This window comes from Aeromicrobium panaciterrae (assembly GCF_031457275.1).
GTDB lineage: Bacteria > Actinomycetota > Actinomycetes > Propionibacteriales > Nocardioidaceae > Aeromicrobium > Aeromicrobium panaciterrae_A.
In genome coordinates this window covers 2,371,203-2,386,399 of sequence record NZ_JAVDWH010000001.1, presented here as the reverse complement: position 1 = coordinate 2,386,399, position 15,197 = coordinate 2,371,203, and the positions used below count along the sequence as shown (strand labels likewise).

16 protein-coding genes and 2 tRNA genes are annotated in these 15,197 nt (G+C 64.2%); 11 read left to right on the top strand and 7 right to left on the bottom strand.

Annotated elements, in window-relative coordinates; genetic code table 11:
* Positions 1 to 14: 14 nt before the first annotated feature.
* The 4 genes from murI to rdgB are packed head-to-tail and all read left to right on the top strand — an operon-like array spanning position 15 to position 2,923.
* Positions 15 to 821 (top strand): glutamate racemase, encoded by an 807-nt coding sequence (gene murI, locus J2X11_RS12175; RefSeq protein WP_309971388.1) that lies wholly within the window; start codon positions 15 to 17, stop codon positions 819 to 821.
* Positions 818 to 1,585: an MBL fold metallo-hydrolase gene (locus J2X11_RS12170; protein ID WP_309971385.1), complete on the top strand. Its 768-nt coding sequence runs from the start codon at positions 818 to 820 to the stop codon at positions 1,583 to 1,585. Before murI ends, J2X11_RS12170 begins: the two co-directional genes overlap by 4 nt.
* Before the next feature lie 10 nt (positions 1,586 to 1,595).
* Positions 1,596 to 2,315: a ribonuclease PH gene (gene rph, locus J2X11_RS12165; protein ID WP_309971383.1), complete on the top strand. Its 720-nt coding sequence runs from the start codon at positions 1,596 to 1,598 to the stop codon at positions 2,313 to 2,315.
* Entirely contained in the window at positions 2,312 to 2,923 is a 612-nt protein-coding gene (gene rdgB, locus J2X11_RS12160) for an RdgB/HAM1 family non-canonical purine NTP pyrophosphatase (protein ID WP_309971379.1), read from the top strand. The genes rph and rdgB overlap by 4 nt, the downstream gene beginning before the upstream one ends.
* Here rdgB and J2X11_RS12155 read toward each other — a convergent pair.
* The 3 genes from J2X11_RS12155 to J2X11_RS12145 all read right to left on the bottom strand — a co-directional run bounded on the left by J2X11_RS12155 (position 2,920) and on the right by J2X11_RS12145 (position 5,393).
* The gene (locus J2X11_RS12155; protein ID WP_309971376.1) at positions 2,920 to 3,615 is read right to left on the bottom strand and encodes an SGNH/GDSL hydrolase family protein; all 696 of its coding nucleotides are present in this window, start codon (positions 3,613 to 3,615) and stop codon (positions 2,920 to 2,922) included. The genes rdgB and J2X11_RS12155 overlap by 4 nt on opposite strands.
* 98 nt (positions 3,616 to 3,713) lie before the next feature.
* Positions 3,714 to 4,190, bottom strand: a complete 477-nt coding sequence (locus J2X11_RS12150) for a tRNA (cytidine(34)-2'-O)-methyltransferase (protein ID WP_309971373.1) — start codon at positions 4,188 to 4,190, stop codon at positions 3,714 to 3,716.
* Positions 4,191 to 5,393, bottom strand: coding sequence for a benzoate/H(+) symporter BenE family transporter (locus tag J2X11_RS12145; RefSeq protein ID WP_309971371.1), 1,203 nt, complete (start codon positions 5,391 to 5,393; stop codon positions 4,191 to 4,193).
* A 26-nt stretch (positions 5,394 to 5,419) separates the two neighbouring features.
* Between J2X11_RS12145 and J2X11_RS12140 the strand changes: the two genes are divergently transcribed.
* A complete protein-coding gene (locus J2X11_RS12140) occupies positions 5,420 to 5,842 on the top strand; it encodes an SRPBCC family protein (RefSeq protein WP_309971366.1) in 423 nt (140 codons plus the stop codon).
* 39 nt (positions 5,843 to 5,881) lie between these two features.
* Positions 5,882 to 5,963, top strand: a tRNA-Leu gene (locus tag J2X11_RS12135).
* 6 nt (positions 5,964 to 5,969) lie between these two features.
* Here J2X11_RS12135 and bcp read toward each other — a convergent pair.
* Entirely contained in the window at positions 5,970 to 6,443 is a 474-nt protein-coding gene (gene bcp / locus J2X11_RS12130; protein ID WP_309971363.1) for a thioredoxin-dependent thiol peroxidase, read from the bottom strand.
* A gap of 70 nt (positions 6,444 to 6,513) precedes the next feature.
* On the opposite strand from bcp, the gene J2X11_RS12125 reads away from it, so the two are divergent.
* The 3 genes from J2X11_RS12125 (at position 6,514) to phoA (ending at position 9,466) form a co-directional block, all read left to right on the top strand.
* Positions 6,514 to 6,762: a DUF3618 domain-containing protein gene (locus J2X11_RS12125; protein WP_309971361.1), complete on the top strand. Its 249-nt coding sequence runs from the start codon at positions 6,514 to 6,516 to the stop codon at positions 6,760 to 6,762.
* 7 nt (positions 6,763 to 6,769) lie between these two features.
* On the top strand, positions 6,770 to 7,885 hold the full coding sequence (locus J2X11_RS12120; RefSeq protein WP_309971358.1) for an FUSC family protein: 1,116 nt from the start codon (positions 6,770 to 6,772) through the stop codon (positions 7,883 to 7,885).
* A gap of 168 nt (positions 7,886 to 8,053) precedes the next feature.
* The gene (gene phoA, locus J2X11_RS12115) at positions 8,054 to 9,466 is read left to right on the top strand and encodes an alkaline phosphatase (protein WP_309971355.1); all 1,413 of its coding nucleotides are present in this window, start codon (positions 8,054 to 8,056) and stop codon (positions 9,464 to 9,466) included.
* Between the two features lie 668 nt (positions 9,467 to 10,134).
* On the opposite strand, the gene J2X11_RS12110 is transcribed toward phoA, so the two are convergent.
* Positions 10,135 to 11,004 carry an HpcH/HpaI aldolase/citrate lyase family protein gene (locus J2X11_RS12110; protein WP_309971352.1) on the bottom strand — a complete coding sequence of 290 codons (870 nt, stop codon included), beginning with the start codon at positions 11,002 to 11,004 and terminating at the stop codon, positions 10,135 to 10,137.
* A gap of 8 nt (positions 11,005 to 11,012) precedes the next feature.
* Positions 11,013 to 12,062: an HpcH/HpaI aldolase/citrate lyase family protein gene (locus J2X11_RS12105; protein ID WP_309971349.1), complete on the bottom strand. Its 1,050-nt coding sequence runs from the start codon at positions 12,060 to 12,062 to the stop codon at positions 11,013 to 11,015.
* A gap of 316 nt (positions 12,063 to 12,378) precedes the next feature.
* On the opposite strand from J2X11_RS12105, the gene J2X11_RS12100 reads away from it, so the two are divergent.
* Positions 12,379 to 14,358 carry a hypothetical protein gene (locus J2X11_RS12100; protein WP_309971347.1) on the top strand — a complete coding sequence of 660 codons (1,980 nt, stop codon included), beginning with the start codon at positions 12,379 to 12,381 and terminating at the stop codon, positions 14,356 to 14,358.
* Between the two features lie 106 nt (positions 14,359 to 14,464).
* On the top strand, positions 14,465 to 15,052 hold the full coding sequence (locus J2X11_RS12095; protein WP_309971342.1) for a YczE/YyaS/YitT family protein: 588 nt from the start codon (positions 14,465 to 14,467) through the stop codon (positions 15,050 to 15,052).
* A gap of 53 nt (positions 15,053 to 15,105) precedes the next feature.
* On the opposite strand, the gene J2X11_RS12090 is transcribed toward J2X11_RS12095, so the two are convergent.
* Positions 15,106 to 15,178: transfer RNA gene (locus tag J2X11_RS12090), tRNA-Lys, on the bottom strand.
* Positions 15,179 to 15,197: the final 19 nt, after the last annotated feature.

The following is a 15,197-nucleotide window of genomic DNA, read 5'->3' as shown; positions in this document are numbered from 1 at the left end:
TAGCCTTTTCGGTTGTGAGCAACGCACCCATCGGCATCTTCGACTCAGGCTTTGGTGGCCTGACGGTCGCGCGTGCCGTGCTCGATCAGCTGCCGCACGAGCCGGTGCTCTATCTGGGTGACACGGCTCGCCAGCCGTATGGACCCAAGCCGATCTCCGAAGTCCGCGAATTTGCCCTCGAATGCCTCGACCACCTCGTCGATCAGGGCGTCAAGGCACTCGTCATCGCCTGCAACTCCGCCAGCGCTGCAGTGCTCCGCGACGCGCGTGAGCGTTACGACGTGCCGGTCGTCGAGGTCATCGTGCCGGCAACCCGTCGCGCCGTCAGCGCCACCCGCAACGGCCAGATTGGCGTCATCTGCACCGAAGCCACCGCGACATCGCGCGCATACGACGACGCGTTTGCCGCGAACCCCGACATCACGCTGCACACCCAGGCCTGCCCGCGACTCGTCGAGTTCGTCGAAACCGGCGTCACCAGCGGGCCCGAACTGCTCGAGGTGACGCAGGCGTACCTCCAGCCGCTGATCGAGCTGGGCGTCGACACCCTCGTCCTCGGATGCACGCACTATCCGCTGCTCACAGGCGTGCTCTCGTACGTGATGGGTGACGGCGTGACCCTTGTGTCGAGTGCCGAAGAGACCGCCAAAGACGTCTACGCGCTGCTCGTACGCGAAGGGCTTGAGCGCGACATCACGCTGCCTGCGCCCAAGCATCGCTTCCTGACCACCGGCCGTCCCGAGGAGTTCCGCGAGCTCGGCCACCGCTTCCTCGGACCCGAGCTCGAGAGCGTCGATCAGTTTGCGTGGGTGACAGTGTGAAGCTCACCATCATCGGCTGTGCCGGTTCATTCCCGAGCGCGGAATCGCCCGCCAGCTGCTATCTGATCGAGGCGCCGTACGAGGGTCGTACGTACCGACTCGTCGTCGACCTGGGCAGCGGCGCACTCGGATCCCTGCAGCGTCACGTCGACCTCCGGGACGTTGATGCGATTGCTCTGTCGCACTTGCACCCCGATCACTGCTTTGACCTGTCGGGCTTCTACGTCGTCAGCAAGTACCACCCAGCGGGCGCTCTTGCCCGCATCCCGGTGCTTGCACCGAACGGTGCTGGGGAGCGACTGGCGATCGCCTACGGCATCGATGAGCCCATCGGCATGACCGAGCAGTTCGACTTCGTCGACCATGTCGACGGCGAGACGGTGCAACTTGGTCCGTTCGCGGTGACCTCGCGCCTCGTTGACCATCCGGTCACGGCGTTCGCGATGCGCATCGCGACCGACGACCACACACTCGTCTACTCGGGCGACACCGGACCCACTGAGGCACTCGTCGACATCGCCACCGGTGCCGACACGTTCTTGTGCGAGGCGTCGTTCGTGGAGTCGAGCGTCAACCCGCCCAACCTGCATCTCACGGGTGCCGAGGCCGGCGACCACGCGACCCGAGCTGGTGTCGGGCGGCTGCTGATCACCCATATCCCCACCTGGACCGACGCCGCCGAGGTCGAAGCGGACACCAAGAGCACCTGGGACGGCCCATGCGAGCTCGTATCACCCGGATCGGTCTACGAACTCGGCCGATAGTGTCGTCGGCATGACTCGTGAAGACGGCCGTACCGCCGATCAGCTCCGCCCCGTGACCATCACCCGCAACTGGCTCGACCACGCGCAGGGTTCCTGCCTGATCGAGTTCGGCAAGACCAAGGTGCTGTGCGCCGCGAGCGCCAGTGAAGGCGTGCCGCGTTGGCGCAAGGGATCTGGCCTCGGCTGGGTGACGGCTGAGTACGCGATGCTGCCGCAGGCCACGCACGACCGTTCGTCACGCGAGTCGGTCAAGGGCCGTATCGGTGGACGTACGCACGAGATCTCTCGCCTCGTTGGCCGCTCACTGCGTGCCGCGATCGACTACAAGGCGCTTGGCGAAAACACGATCACGATCGACTGTGATGTCCTGCAGGCTGACGGCGGCACCCGTACAGCTGCGATCACTGGCGCCTACATCGCTCTTGCCGATGCAGTTGAGCACCTGCGCTCGAAGGGTGCGCTCGTCGGCGAGCCGCTCATCGAGTCGGTCGCCGCGATCTCCGTCGGAATCATCGACGGCGTCCCGCTGCTCGACCTCCCGTACGTCGAGGACGTACGTGCCGAGACCGACATGAATGTCGTCATGACCGGTTCGGGCAAGTTCATCGAGGTTCAGGGCACTGCTGAAGGTGCGCCGTTCGACAAGGCAGAGCTTGATGCTCTGCTCGAGCTCGCCGGCAAAGGCTGCGCCGACCTGACCAAGCTGCAGAACGAGGCCCTCGGTCGATGACCCGGGTCGTCCTGGCTTCCAACAACGCGAAGAAGCTCACCGAGCTGCGTCGCATCCTGGAGCCGCTGATCCCGGGTATCGAGGTGCTGGGCCTGGCCGATGTCACCCCGTACGACGAACCGGCCGAGACTGAGCAGACTTTCGAGGGAAACGCGCTGCTCAAGGCTCGCGCGTGTCTCGAAGTGACTGGCCTGCCGTCGCTTGCTGACGATTCGGGGCTCTGTGTCGACGAGCTCAACGGGATGCCCGGCGTGCTCTCGGCGCGCTGGTCCGGTGTCAGCAAGTCCGATGGGGGAGACGCGGCCAACAATGCCCTGTTGCTCAGCCAACTCGGAGACGTTCCGGACGAGCGACGTACTGCGCAGTTCCGCTGCGCCATGGCGTTCTGCACCCCGGATGGCAACGAGATCGTCGAGCTCGGCGAGATGCCGGGTCGCATCCTGCGAGCTGAGCAGGGCGAAGGCGGCTTCGGCTACGACCCGTTGTTCGCGGCGGATGGCTATGACGTCTCGACCGCAGAGCTGCCGGCCGGCGAGAAAGATCGCATCAGCCATCGTGGCAAGGCGCTGACCGCGATCGCCCCGGCAGTCGCTGCCGCGCTGTCCTAGCCGAGAGTGCTGATCACACGATTGGCGATCGCGACGCTGCCTTCGCGGTTCGGATGTACGCCGTCCAACACGCGGGCCTCCGTCAGCGCGCCGGTCGTCGGTATGAACTCCAGACCGTGCCTCGACGCAGCCGCCTTGATGATCGCCGTCACGCGTTCGCCGTTCGCGGGGTCGAGCGGGCCCCACGGCGGGCCCATGACGATGATCCGAGTTGAGCGCGGCAGGAAGGCGCGCAGCGTGGAGAGGTACGTGTCGACCGCGTGCTCGATGGCACCATCAGTTGCGGTGACGAACTGATCACCGTCGCACTCGGCCCAGTCATTGCGCCCGCCCTCGATGATCAGCAGCGAAGGCGGCTCTCCTGCGAAGGCCTCCTGGCGGTCAATGAATCGATTGCCGGTGCACAACTTGCCTGGGCGCAGATAGCCCGAGCCTGACTGCGCATACGTCGTGACCTTGGCGTCGTAGTGCCGGCCGACGATGCTCCACCAGCCCTGCTTGTCGTCGCCGGGTGTGTCGTTGTAACGAGCCGTGATTGAGTCGCCGACCACGACGATGCCTCGCGGAGCGACGGTGGAGATGGCGCTTGGCTCGCCACCGATGGCGCTGCGAGCCAGGAATGGTCCAAGCAGGGCGGCCAGAACAAGCGCGATGAGGATCGGCGTTCGTACGGCCGTCCGCTGCTGGACCATTCGCTGTTACTTCCTCCCCGAGAGAGCGTCAGCGTAAGTCGCAGTCAGGTCCGTTGTTCACCGATTTGGCACCTAAACCGCAGAACATCCAAACAGTGTCATTCGGTCGGACTACTCGGCATGGCAAATCCGTGCTGGCGCCACGCCTCGTACACGGCGATCGAGGCCGAGTTCGCAAGGTTCATGGAGCGTCGCCCGGGGAGCATTGGCAGGCGTACGCGGGCGGTGATCCGAGGGTCGTTGAGCACGTCGTCAGGCAGGCCCGTGGGCTCGGGGCCGAACAACAACACGTCCCCGGGCTCGTACGCGATGTCGGTGTAGAGCTCCTCGCCCTTGCCTGTGAACGCGTAGACGCGGGCGGGCAGAAGTGCGTCGTACGCCGCCTCGAGGTTCGCGTGCACCGTCATCACCGCGAGGTCGTGATAGTCGAGACCAGCGCGCTTGAGCTTGGGTTCCTCGAGGTCGAAGCCGAGTGGCTCGACCAGGTGCAGCTCTGAACCGCTTACAGCGGCGAGCCGGATCGCACTGCCGGTATTGCCAGCGATGCGTGGTTCGAAGAACGCGATGCGAAACATTCAGCGACCACCTTTCGGTGACCATGACAGCACGGCGTACACGAACAGCCCGGCAAGGATCGCCCACGCGGCCGAACCGACACCCCAGGCTGTGATGCCAGAAGCGGCGACGAGGAAGGTCACCACGGCTGCCTCCCGACCCTTGGGCTGGGCCATCGAACTCTCGATGGCTAAAGCGAGCGTGCCCAGGAGGGCCAGGCCTGCGATCGTCGCGATCACACCGGAAGGTGCGACCTCGACCAGTGCCGCCACGGCGATCGATGCGGCAGCCAGCACGAGGTAGGTCCAACCGACTGCCTGTCCAGCGATCCAACGACGGCTCTTGTCAGGTCCGGCGTCCGGCCCAGCTACGAGTGCGGCACTGATCGCCGCGAGGTTGACCGAATGCGCACCACCCGTTGCGCCCGCGATGGTGGTGACGCCAGCGGTCACGATCGAGTCGCGCCATGGGACGTCGTACCCAATCGCCTTCATGATTGCGACGCCCGGAACGTTCTGCGATGCCATCGTGACGAGGTAGAGGGGGAGAGCGATGCTGACGACGGCCTCCCAGCTCAGCGTCGGTGACGTGAGTGCAAGGCTCGGCAGCAGGTCAGATCCGGCGATGCCCTCGCCGCGACGGATCATGTCGATCCCGATGACGATGCCGGCGGTCAGAAACGCCGCAGGCACAGCCCAGCGCGGCATGAGGCGTACTCCGACCAGCCAGACGAGCACGATCGGGACAATGGCGCCGGGGTTGTCGACCAGGCTTCGGACCGGTTCGACACAGAGCCCAAAGACCACGCCGGCGAGCATCCCCTGGGCAATCGGTGCCGGGATTTTCGCGATGAGTCTTCCGAGGGCGGGCCACAGACCCGTGATGACGTACGCAACGCCGACCAGGATGAATGCGCCGACCGCAGCCGACCATCCGCCGTCGACTGTGGCCATCCCGGCGAGGAGGGCGGCTCCCGGCGTCGACCACGCCAACATGATCGGCATGCGGTGACGGCGGCTCAGCCACAAAGTGCCGACTGCCTGCACGGCGCAGAGTGCGAGCAGTCCTGAAGCTGCCTGCGTGGGGGAGGCGCCGACTGCCGCGAGTCCGGTGAGCACCACCGCAAAAGAACTGGTGTAGCCGACGACGCACGCGATGATTCCTGCGCTGATCGGTTGCTGGAGCGATGGCGTCTCGCCGCTTGGGTTCGTACGCCGCTCCATATCGAATCAGCCTAGACTCACCCGTTATGGCTACTCCCCAGCGCGTCCACGTCACGCACACGTACAAGTCCGATCCGAAGACTGTTTTCGAGAAGCTCGCTGAGCACGAGAACCTGGGCCCCGTCTTCGGTGCCAAGATCTCGCGCGTCAAGGACGGCGACACGTCCCGCAACGGCGTCGGTTCGACCCGCAGTCTCAAGATCGGTCCGCTTCCGGCGTTCCACGAGACCACCACGGTCGCTGAGCCCAACACGCTGATCGAGTACAAGATCACCAAGGGCAGCCCGCTGCGCGGTCACTGGGGCAAGCAGGTCCTGACGCCCACCGCCGATGGTGGCACCAAGCTCGACTACACAATCGGCTTCAACGTCGCGCCCGGTCTGTCGGGACTCATCGGCAAGGTGCTCGCCACCAACATCGCCAAGGGTCTTCCCAAGCTCACTGACTAGTCAGGGGATAGGGGCCATTCCAACTAGGATGGACCCCGAGCCGGTGTGGTGGAATTGGTAGACACGCAGGTCTTAGGAACCTGTGTCTTCGGACGTGCAGGTTCAAGTCCTGTCACCGGCACTCAGATCAGGCGTCGAGCTTGAGGTCCTTGCGGAGCTTCGCAACATGGCCTGTGGCCTTGACGTTGTAGGCGGCATACGAAATCTTGCCGTCGCCATCGACCACGAAGGTCGACCGGATGACGCCGACGACGACCTTGCCGTAGAGCTTCTTCTCGCCGTACGCGCCCCAGGCCTCGAGCACTTCACGCTCGGGGTCCGACAACAGCGTGATCGTGAGCCCATCGCGCTCGCGGAACTTCGCGAGCTTCTCGGGCTTGTCCGGTGAAATGCCGAGAACCGTGTAGCCCTCGGCCTGCAGACGATCGATCGAATCGCTGAAGTCGCAGGCCTGCTTGCTGCAGCCGGGCGTCATGGCGGCGGGGTAGAAGTAGACGATCACGTTCTGGCCGCGCAGGCCCGACAGGGTCACTGACTCACCGGTGTCGTTGACGAGGGTGAAATCGGGTGCGGAGTCTCCGGGCTGCAGGCGTTCAGTCATACGCACTATCCTGACGTACGAGCGCAGGCCCGCCTCCGTGGCCTCGCCGTCCAGACGAGTGAGGCGCGACGTGGCAAAGGCCGATTCAGATGAGCTGGTCAGCGAGATCGAGCAGATCCGTGATCGGTTGGCCGACACTGTCGACGCCCTGATTGATCGCGCCCACCCGAGCACGATTGCTCGACGCAGCTTGGCCAGCATCAAGGGTCGCTTCGTCGAGCCGGATGGCACTCCCAAGGTTGCCGTGCTGGCACCCGTCCTCGGAGGCATTGCAGCCATCGTCGCGGTGATCGCGTTCCTGCGTCGCCTGCTTCGCTAGGCACGTCATGAGCCCGGCGCGCGACATACCGCTTCGCCGACTGCACCTGCGTCGGTCCGAAGGTACGTTCCGCGACCGCCTGCACATACTCAGGCGACGATGGCGACTCCTGCTTCGGCTGAGCCTTGCCACGGCCGCTGCCTACTACTTCGCGACGCATGTCTTGGACCACCAGCAGGCGTTTTTCGCCCCGATCTCCGCGATTATCGTGCTGATCGCGGGCGCGGGGTTGCGCGCGCGTACGTTGTTCGAGCTCGTATTGGGCGTTTCGACCGGCGTCCTCGTCGGAGAGCTCATCATCCTGGTGATCGGGCGCGGCACCTGGCAACTTGCGCTGGTGATCGTGCTGACGATGATCGTCGGCATCCTGGTCGGCCTGAAGGGCCTCGCACTCACTCAGGCAGCGACGTCTTCGGTCCTTCTCGCAACCGTCATTCCCGTGGCTGGTGCCGCAAACCCGGCGAGCACGCGGTTCATCGATGCGCTGATCGGCGGGGTGTTCGGGCTTGCAACGATCCTGCTCATTCCCCGCAATCCCGTACGAGACATCGACCGCGAAGTGCAGCAGTTCCTCACGCAGCTGGCCGGGATTCTCAGTCGTACGGCGCAGGCGCTCCGTACGGTCGACGCGTCGCTCGCCGATCTAGCGCTCGACGAAGCGCGGGCTATGCAGCCGCAGGTTGAGTCGATGACCTCGACGGCGGCCAATGTCACCGAGATTGCCCGCATGGCGCCGATGCGGTGGAAGCAACGCGGGCACGTCGAGACCTATGTCGCGACAGTGCGCGACCTCGACAACGCCGTGCGTGATGCGCGCGTCTTGGCCCGCAAGACGTCGGCACTGCTGCGTCACGGCGAGCACGTACCGCCGGACATGGACCTCGCGATCGATGCTCTCGCCAAGGCAATCGGCATCTTCGCCGACGATCTCTCGCAGCAAGACGCCTTCGATGAAGCCCGCCAGGAGCTCATCGAGGCTGCCCGCATGGCGTCCGCTGCCTTGCCCGACGCCATGACGATGAACAGCGCGTCGATCGCCGCTCAGGTGCGTTCGCTCGCGGCCGATCTGCTGTATGCCAGTGGTTTCACCCGAGACGAGATCGACGAGCGCCTCGAGTTTTAGGTTGCGTTAGGTGTTGATCGCACGAGGTTTCGACATTCCTGGCGGCTTCGCCGCGCGCAGCTCAACCTGGTTGCACGTTCGGCCGCAGGCGGCCTCAGCGCAACTCATTCCTCGAGACTTGATCTGGCGTTCGGCCGGAGTTCACCCCCATCCGTTGAGTTGGGGGACATGAATTCATTCACGAGGAAATCAAGCAAGCGCACCGTGGTGGGCGTTGCGATGGCGAGTGCCATCGTCGCGGCCACGGCGGTTGGCGCTGTCGGGGCGGGCGCGAATCTCTCGGTATTCGGGGGAGCGGCACGCAATTCAGGGGACCAGACCAAGGCAGTTCGCGCTGCCATTGATGGCGGTCGCGCTGACAATGTCATCTTGTTCATTGGCGATGGCATGGGCGACTCAGAGATCACGTCGGCCCGCAACTACGCGTACGGCGCCGGCGGTCGGCTGCCTGGCATCGACGCGTTGCCTTTGACGGGTCAGTACACGACCTACTCGCTGACCAAGGAGGGCAAGGTCGACTACGTGCCCGACTCGGCCGCGACCGGTTCAGCATGGGCGACCGGCACCAAGACGTACGACAACGCCGTCTCGGTCGACATCCACGGCACGGCGAAGGCGACCTTGCTCGAGCTGGCCAAGAAGAAGGGTTACAAGACCGGAAACGTCACCACATCAGAGCTGCAGGATGCGACGCCGGCAGTACAGGTCTCGCACATCTCGCAGCGCTCCTGCTACGGGCCGGTCAAGACCGCGGCCACGTGCCCCGAGGCGGCACTGGAGAACGGTGGCAAGGGTTCGATCACCGAGCAGCTCATCGGTACGCGACCGGACGTCAGTCTTGGTGGCGGCGCTACGACCTTCAATGAGAAGGCTGCCGCAGGCAAATACGCCGGACTGACGCTGCTCGAGCAGGCCAAGAACCGTGGCTACAACGTGGTCAACGATGCTGCAGCACTCGATGCCGTATCGAAGGCTGACCAGAAGAAGCCACTGCTCGGCCTGTTCGCGCCCGGCAACCTGCCGGTGAACCTGGTTGGACCCGCCGCAACGCCGACGGGTGGCACAACGCCAGCTGCGAAGTGCACACCGAACGAGTCCAAGCCGGCTGGGCAGCCGTCGCTCAAGGCGATGACGAAGAAGGCGATCTCGCTTCTCGACAAGGGCTCGAAGAAGGGCTTCTTCCTGCAGGTTGAGGGCGCCAGCATCGACAAGCAGGATCACGCAGCCAATGCGTGTGGCCAGATCGGTGAAGCGCTCGATATGGACGCCGCCCTCGAGGCTGCCTTGAAGTTCGCCAAGAAGGACAAGCACACGCTCGTCGTGGTGACGGCCGACCATGGCCACACCAGCCAGATCGTTGAGGCAGGCTCCAACACGCCTGGACTCACGGCAACGCTGTTGACGGTTGACGGCAGCCCGATGACGATCGCGTACGGCACGGCGCCAGCTGGCGGATCACAGCAGCACACCGGAACCCAGGTGCGCATCGCTGGCTATGGTCCGCAGGCCGCGAATGTGGTGGGTCTGACCGATCAGACTGACCTGTTCTTCACCATCGCCCGAGCCCTCAACCTCGGCTGATCCATCTCCAGGACGTGGAGCGGCCAGCAGGAATCGGACCTGTTGGCCGCGACACGGCTCGGTGGTTAGACAACTCCGCGGCGGCTGCGCTACGTTGGCACGACTGCTCCGAAAGAGCACGAAACTGATGAAGGAGGTGGACCCATGCAGAAGATTTTCACAATGACGAACGGCGTTGATAGCCGTCTTGCCGTCATGCCCTTTGCCGGTCCGACCTCCGAAGCAGTGCACCTGAAGTAGTCATCACTTCTTGGCACTTCTGCCGCTTCGGATCTCTGATCTGAAGCGGTTTTTTGTATGTCCGACCGCTATTCATCCATCCATCACCACTGAAAGGAGGCGCGCTATGACCACGAATCTCGAAACACGACTCATAACCGCTAAGAACTCAACCGACTACTCCTCACCGACGACCGGAACCGTTGGAGAGGGGGTGAAGTCAGTGGCAATATTCGAAGCCCGACGGGCCCGCGGCAAGCGCGCCTGGGATGAGTTGTCCGAGATCGACCGAGCAGTGCTCCTGGAGTCGGTGCGACAGCGTCGCAACCTCCAAAAGCGCAAAAGGTCAATCGAGTCAAGCGTCTACAGCCTGCGCAGCAGCCGGTAGAACCGCCCCTACAAAAGCAGAAGCGCCGTACGGATCAGATCCGTACGGCGCTTCTCTGTGCCTAGCGTGAGGCGATCGCCTCGGCGGAAGCGAGGATCCGGTGCGCATCGCGTACGTGGAGCTCCTCGATCATCTTGCCGTTGAACGTCACGACGCCCTGACCAGCGGCTTTGCCTTCTTCGAACGTCGCGATCATCGACTTGGCGTGCTCGATCTCGTCCTCGGATGGACCGAATGCAGCGTTGGCGGGTTCGACCTGGCTCGGGTGAATCAGGGTCTTGCCATCGAAGCCCATTTCGCGTCCCTGACGGGCCTCGGCCTCGAAGCCTTCGGCATTCTTGACGTCGTTGTAGACGCCATCGAGGATCACCTTGCCGGCCGCGCGAGCGGCGAGCAACGAGATGGAGATGGCCGTCAGTACGACCGGGTTGCGGCCCGGCACGTGCAGACCGTACGTCTCGTTGACCACATCGTTGGTGCCCATCACGATCACCGTCAGGCGCTCATGGGCAGCGGCGATCTCCTCGGCGTGAAGCAGGGCGATCGGCGTCTCGACCATGGCCCAGAGGGCGGTGTGAGCAGGCGCGCCGTTGGCTTCGAGCGCGGCGACGAGCTGCAGTACCTCAGCGGCCGAGTTGACCTTGGGAACCAGAACGGCGTCAGGTCCGGCAGCGGCCGCGGCGGCGATATCTGCCTCATGCCATTCGGTGCCGATGCCGTTGATGCGGATCGCGAGCTCGCGATGTCCGTACTCGCCTGAAGCGACTGCGGCACATACGCGATCGCGAGCCTCAACCTTGGCGTCAGGGGAGACGGCGTCCTCGAGGTCGAGAATCAGCGCGTCGGCGTCGATGCCCTTGGCCTTCTCAAGCGCGCGCTCATTGGCGCCCGGCATGTAGAGGACGGAACGGCGGGGGCGGAGATCAGTCATCTGAGGTCCTAGAGGTCGTAGGCGGCGGCGAGCTCGGGATCGCGCTCAGCGAGAGCCTTCGCGAGGTCGAGCATGACGATGCACTGCTTGCAGGAGGCGTCGTCCTCCATCTTGCCGTTGATCATCACGGCACCAGAGCCGTCGCCCATGGCTTCGACGACTTCCTTGGCATGTGCCACGTCGGCGGGATCAGGTGAGAAGACCTTGCGGGCGATGTCGATCTGCACGGGGTGCAGGCTCCACGCACCGACACAACCGAGCAGGAAGGCGTTGCGGAACTGGTCCTCGCACGCGACGACGTCCTTGATGTCACCGAACGGTCCGTAGAACGGGAGGATGTCGTTCGCGGCGCAGGCGTCGACCATACGAGCGATCGTGTAGTGCCAGAGATCCTGCTGGTACGTCGTGCGTCCCTCGGTCAGGTCGTCGCCGGTGGGGTCCTGGCGTACGAGGTAGCCGGGGTGACCGCCGCCGACGCGGGTCGTCTTCATACGACGGCTGGCGGCGAGGTCGGCCGGACCGAGCGAGATGCCCTGCATGCGGGGGCTGGCTGCAGCAATCTCCTCGACGTTCGTCATGCCTTCAGCGGTCTCGAGGATCGCGTGTACGAGGATCGGTCGCTTCAGGCCAGCGCGTGCTTCGAGCTGGGCGAGGATGCGGTCGATGTAGTGGATGTCCTGAGCGCCTTCGACCTTCGGGACCATGACGACGTCGAGCTTGTCGCCGATCTCGGTCACCAGGGTGATGAGGTCATCCAGGGCCCACGGCGAATCGAGGCTGTTGATGCGGGTCCAGAGTTGCGTCTGGCCGAAGTCGGTCTTCTTCGCGATGTCGACCAGGCCCTGACGCGCGGCTTCCTTGTTCTCGGTCTTGATGGCGTCCTCGAGGTTGCCGAGGATGATGTCGACCTTGGTCGCAATATCGGGAACCTTGTCGGCCATTTTGGGATTGCTCGGGTCGAAGAAGTGGATCATCCGGCTTGGGCGGAACGGGATGTCGGCGACCGGCGTCGGAGCTCCGACGGCGAGGGGGCGGAGGAACGCTCTGGGGTTGCGCACGCGGCTCACTTCTCCTTGAAGACAAAAGACCCCTCAGTATGTCGATTTGCCGAGGTTGCGCGGTAGGGCGGGGGTCACACGCCCCTGTCCACTCGTCTGAAAAGTTTCGGCTCGAACTGCATCAGGCATGGCCATTTGGTCGTGCTTCGAGGGGGTCTTTCGTGTCTGGGGAAGACACACCCCCTCGCCATACGGTGCTGATCAGGTGGGGTCACAGGTCGTGAGGGCGGCCAAAACTCACTTGACCACCGGGTGCACTGGCGGTCGTGAACAGGGATGCGTCGCAGTCTGACGGCGGCGTAGAGGGAGCAGTTTCATGAAGAGATTTGCCTTGGTGCTTGCGATGCTGGCTGGTTCGGTGTTCATTGCTGCGTCGCCCGGCTCAACGAACACGCTGCCCGACGGCTCGTCGTCTGACGACACGGCCAAGACGGCTGACAGCCCGCCGCCTGCTGATGCAGCCGAACCGACAGACAGCTCGTCGTCTGACGACACGGCCAAGACGGCCGACAGCCCGCCGCCTGACAACACACCCAAGAAGGCCGCCAGCGCGCGGCATGCCGAAAGCACCAAGCCGGACGACAACACGTTGCCTGACGACACCGACCACAAGATCGACATCTGTCACCTCCCGCCGGGCAACCCCGCCAACGGGCAGTCCATCAGCGTCGACTTCGACTCGATCATCAATGGGACGGGCCACGGCAACGATGGTCTCGACATCATCCCGCCATTCGACTACACCAAGCAGGGTGTTCCCGGCAGCTTCCCGGGCCAGAACTGGACCGGTGAGGGTCAGTCGCAGTACAACAACGGCTGCGACGAGGACCAGCCGAATCAACCCGATGCGAAGGTCGAGAACAAGGACGAGACGGGAGACCCGAACTGCACCGAGAAGACCGTGACGACGACCTTCTACACCCGCTCGACTCCTTACGTCTTCGATGAGAACTCCTGGACCTGGGTCCTTGGCACTCCGGGCGAATGGGTTGTGGACCACACGACCTCGCGGGCCGCGACCGTTGAGGAATGCCCGACCGTGGTTGACGACACTGAGAAGACGATCGACATCTGTCACCTCCCGCCGGGCAACCCCGCAAACGGGCAGTCCATCAGCGTCGACTTCGACTCGATCATCAATGGGACGGGCCACGGCAACGATGGTCTCGACATCATCCCGCCATTCGACTACACCAAGCAGGGTGTTCCCGGCAGCTTCCCGGGCCAGAACTGGACCGTTGAGGGGCAGGCGCAGTACGGCAACGACTGCGACGATGTGATTGTCGTGACTCCGATCGCGCCGACAGTCACCGAGATCACGGCGTGTGGCACCGACGGGCTCGTGGTGCTTCCCACGACTGAGGGCGTGACGTACGCGTTCGATCCGGCTGGCGAGTCGCCGACGGAGGGTCCGTGGAAGGTGACGGCGACAGCCGATGAAGGCTTCGTCATTGCGGACGGTGCGTCGACGAGCTGGAACGGCAACTTGGGCGCGCACACCACGTGCGCGACTCCAGTCGCTCCGAGCGTCACGGATATCGAGAAGTGCGGTGAGGACGGAAACGTTGAACTCCCGACGACTGAAGGCGTGACCTACGCGTTCGATCCAGCTGGAGACTCGCCGACAGAGGGGCCGTGGAAGGTGACGGCTACCGCGAACGAAGACTTCGCGTTCCCAGCCGAGACTCAGACGATGTGGTCGGGTGACCTGGGAGATCGCATCGAATGCGCACTTCCAGTGCCGCCAACGGTCGCAGACAGCTGCGACGAGGATGGCTCGGTCACACTCCCTGTGACCGAAGGGGTCGCGTATGCCTTCACTGAGGGCGACGGGGTGACCGGCGAATGGACAGTCATGGCTACGCCGCAGGAGGGCTTCGGTTTCGCCGACGACACAGTCGCCGAGTGGAGTGGCACGGTGACGCTGCCCGAGCAGTGTGCAGGCGGTGCGCAGATCGTTGTGGCGGAGGTAGTTGTGGACGAAGGGTGCCCCGGTTCAGAGCGACCGACTCCGACGGTGATTGAAGGTGTCGTCTACACGTTCACAGTGGGCGATGGCGTCGAGGGCCCGTGGGAGATCACGGCGACTGCTGAAGAAGGCTACGAACTCGTCGGCCAGCAGGTCTTCATTGGAGACGCTGGCGCGGCAGAGTGCGGCAAGGTCGTACATCTGGACGATGAAGACGATGCCCTCTTGCCTGACACGGGAGGAGCTCCACTCGGGCCGCTCCTCGTCGGTGGCCTGCTGACAGTCGCAGGTGTCGCGGTGCTCGGCCGTCAGCGATTCGTGCAGTAACGGGAGGGGAGTGCAGGACGGGAGTCGCTTCGGCGGCTCCCTTCCTGCGTGAGCGACCACGTTCGATCCTGGCGTCCACCGACCCGCGGTCTGCGAGGATCGAGACGTGCTGTCCCAGTTGGCTCGACTCGTCGCTTCCTGTGTGATCCTCGGCATCGGGGTAGCCATGCTGCTGATCGCGGCACTCGGGTCGGATGGCTACTCCACGATGGTCAACGGCCTGTCGATCGCGTTCGACACGAAGTTCTGGGTCGTCAACCTGATTGTCGGAATCGTGCTTGTGTCGATGGCGTGGGCGCGGGGACTCAAGCCGGGGCTGGGAACAATTGTCCAGCCCCTTGTCGTGGGCTTCGTCGTGTCTGGTCTGTTGGATGCATTCGACGAGCCAAACAGCACGTGGATCCGCATCGCGCTTCTCGTGCTGTCATTCCCGGTGGTGGCCGTTGGTGTGGCGGGCTATCTCGCGGTCGACGCTGGCGCAGGGCCCACCGAGGCTGCAGCGCTGGCCTTCGACCCGCCGGTGCCGTTCAAGTGGAGCTACAGCGTCGTACAGGGCGGAGGAGCGCTGCTCGGCTGGCTGTGTGGTGCCGCGATCGGACCCGGAACGCTGCTGGTGATCTTCCTGCTCGGTCCGCTGGTCGACTGGCTCTCATCGCGATTCAGGATCCTGTCGATCGACCGCGTGAACGACTGAACTGTTCCGGGCAGAGCAAAGGCCCCGTTCGGCGAGGAACGAGGCCTTCACAGTGCGGCATCAGGGACTCGAACCCCGAACCCGCTGATTAAGAGTCAGCTGCTCTGCCAATTGAGCTAATGCCGCGAAGCGGGTGCAACATTAT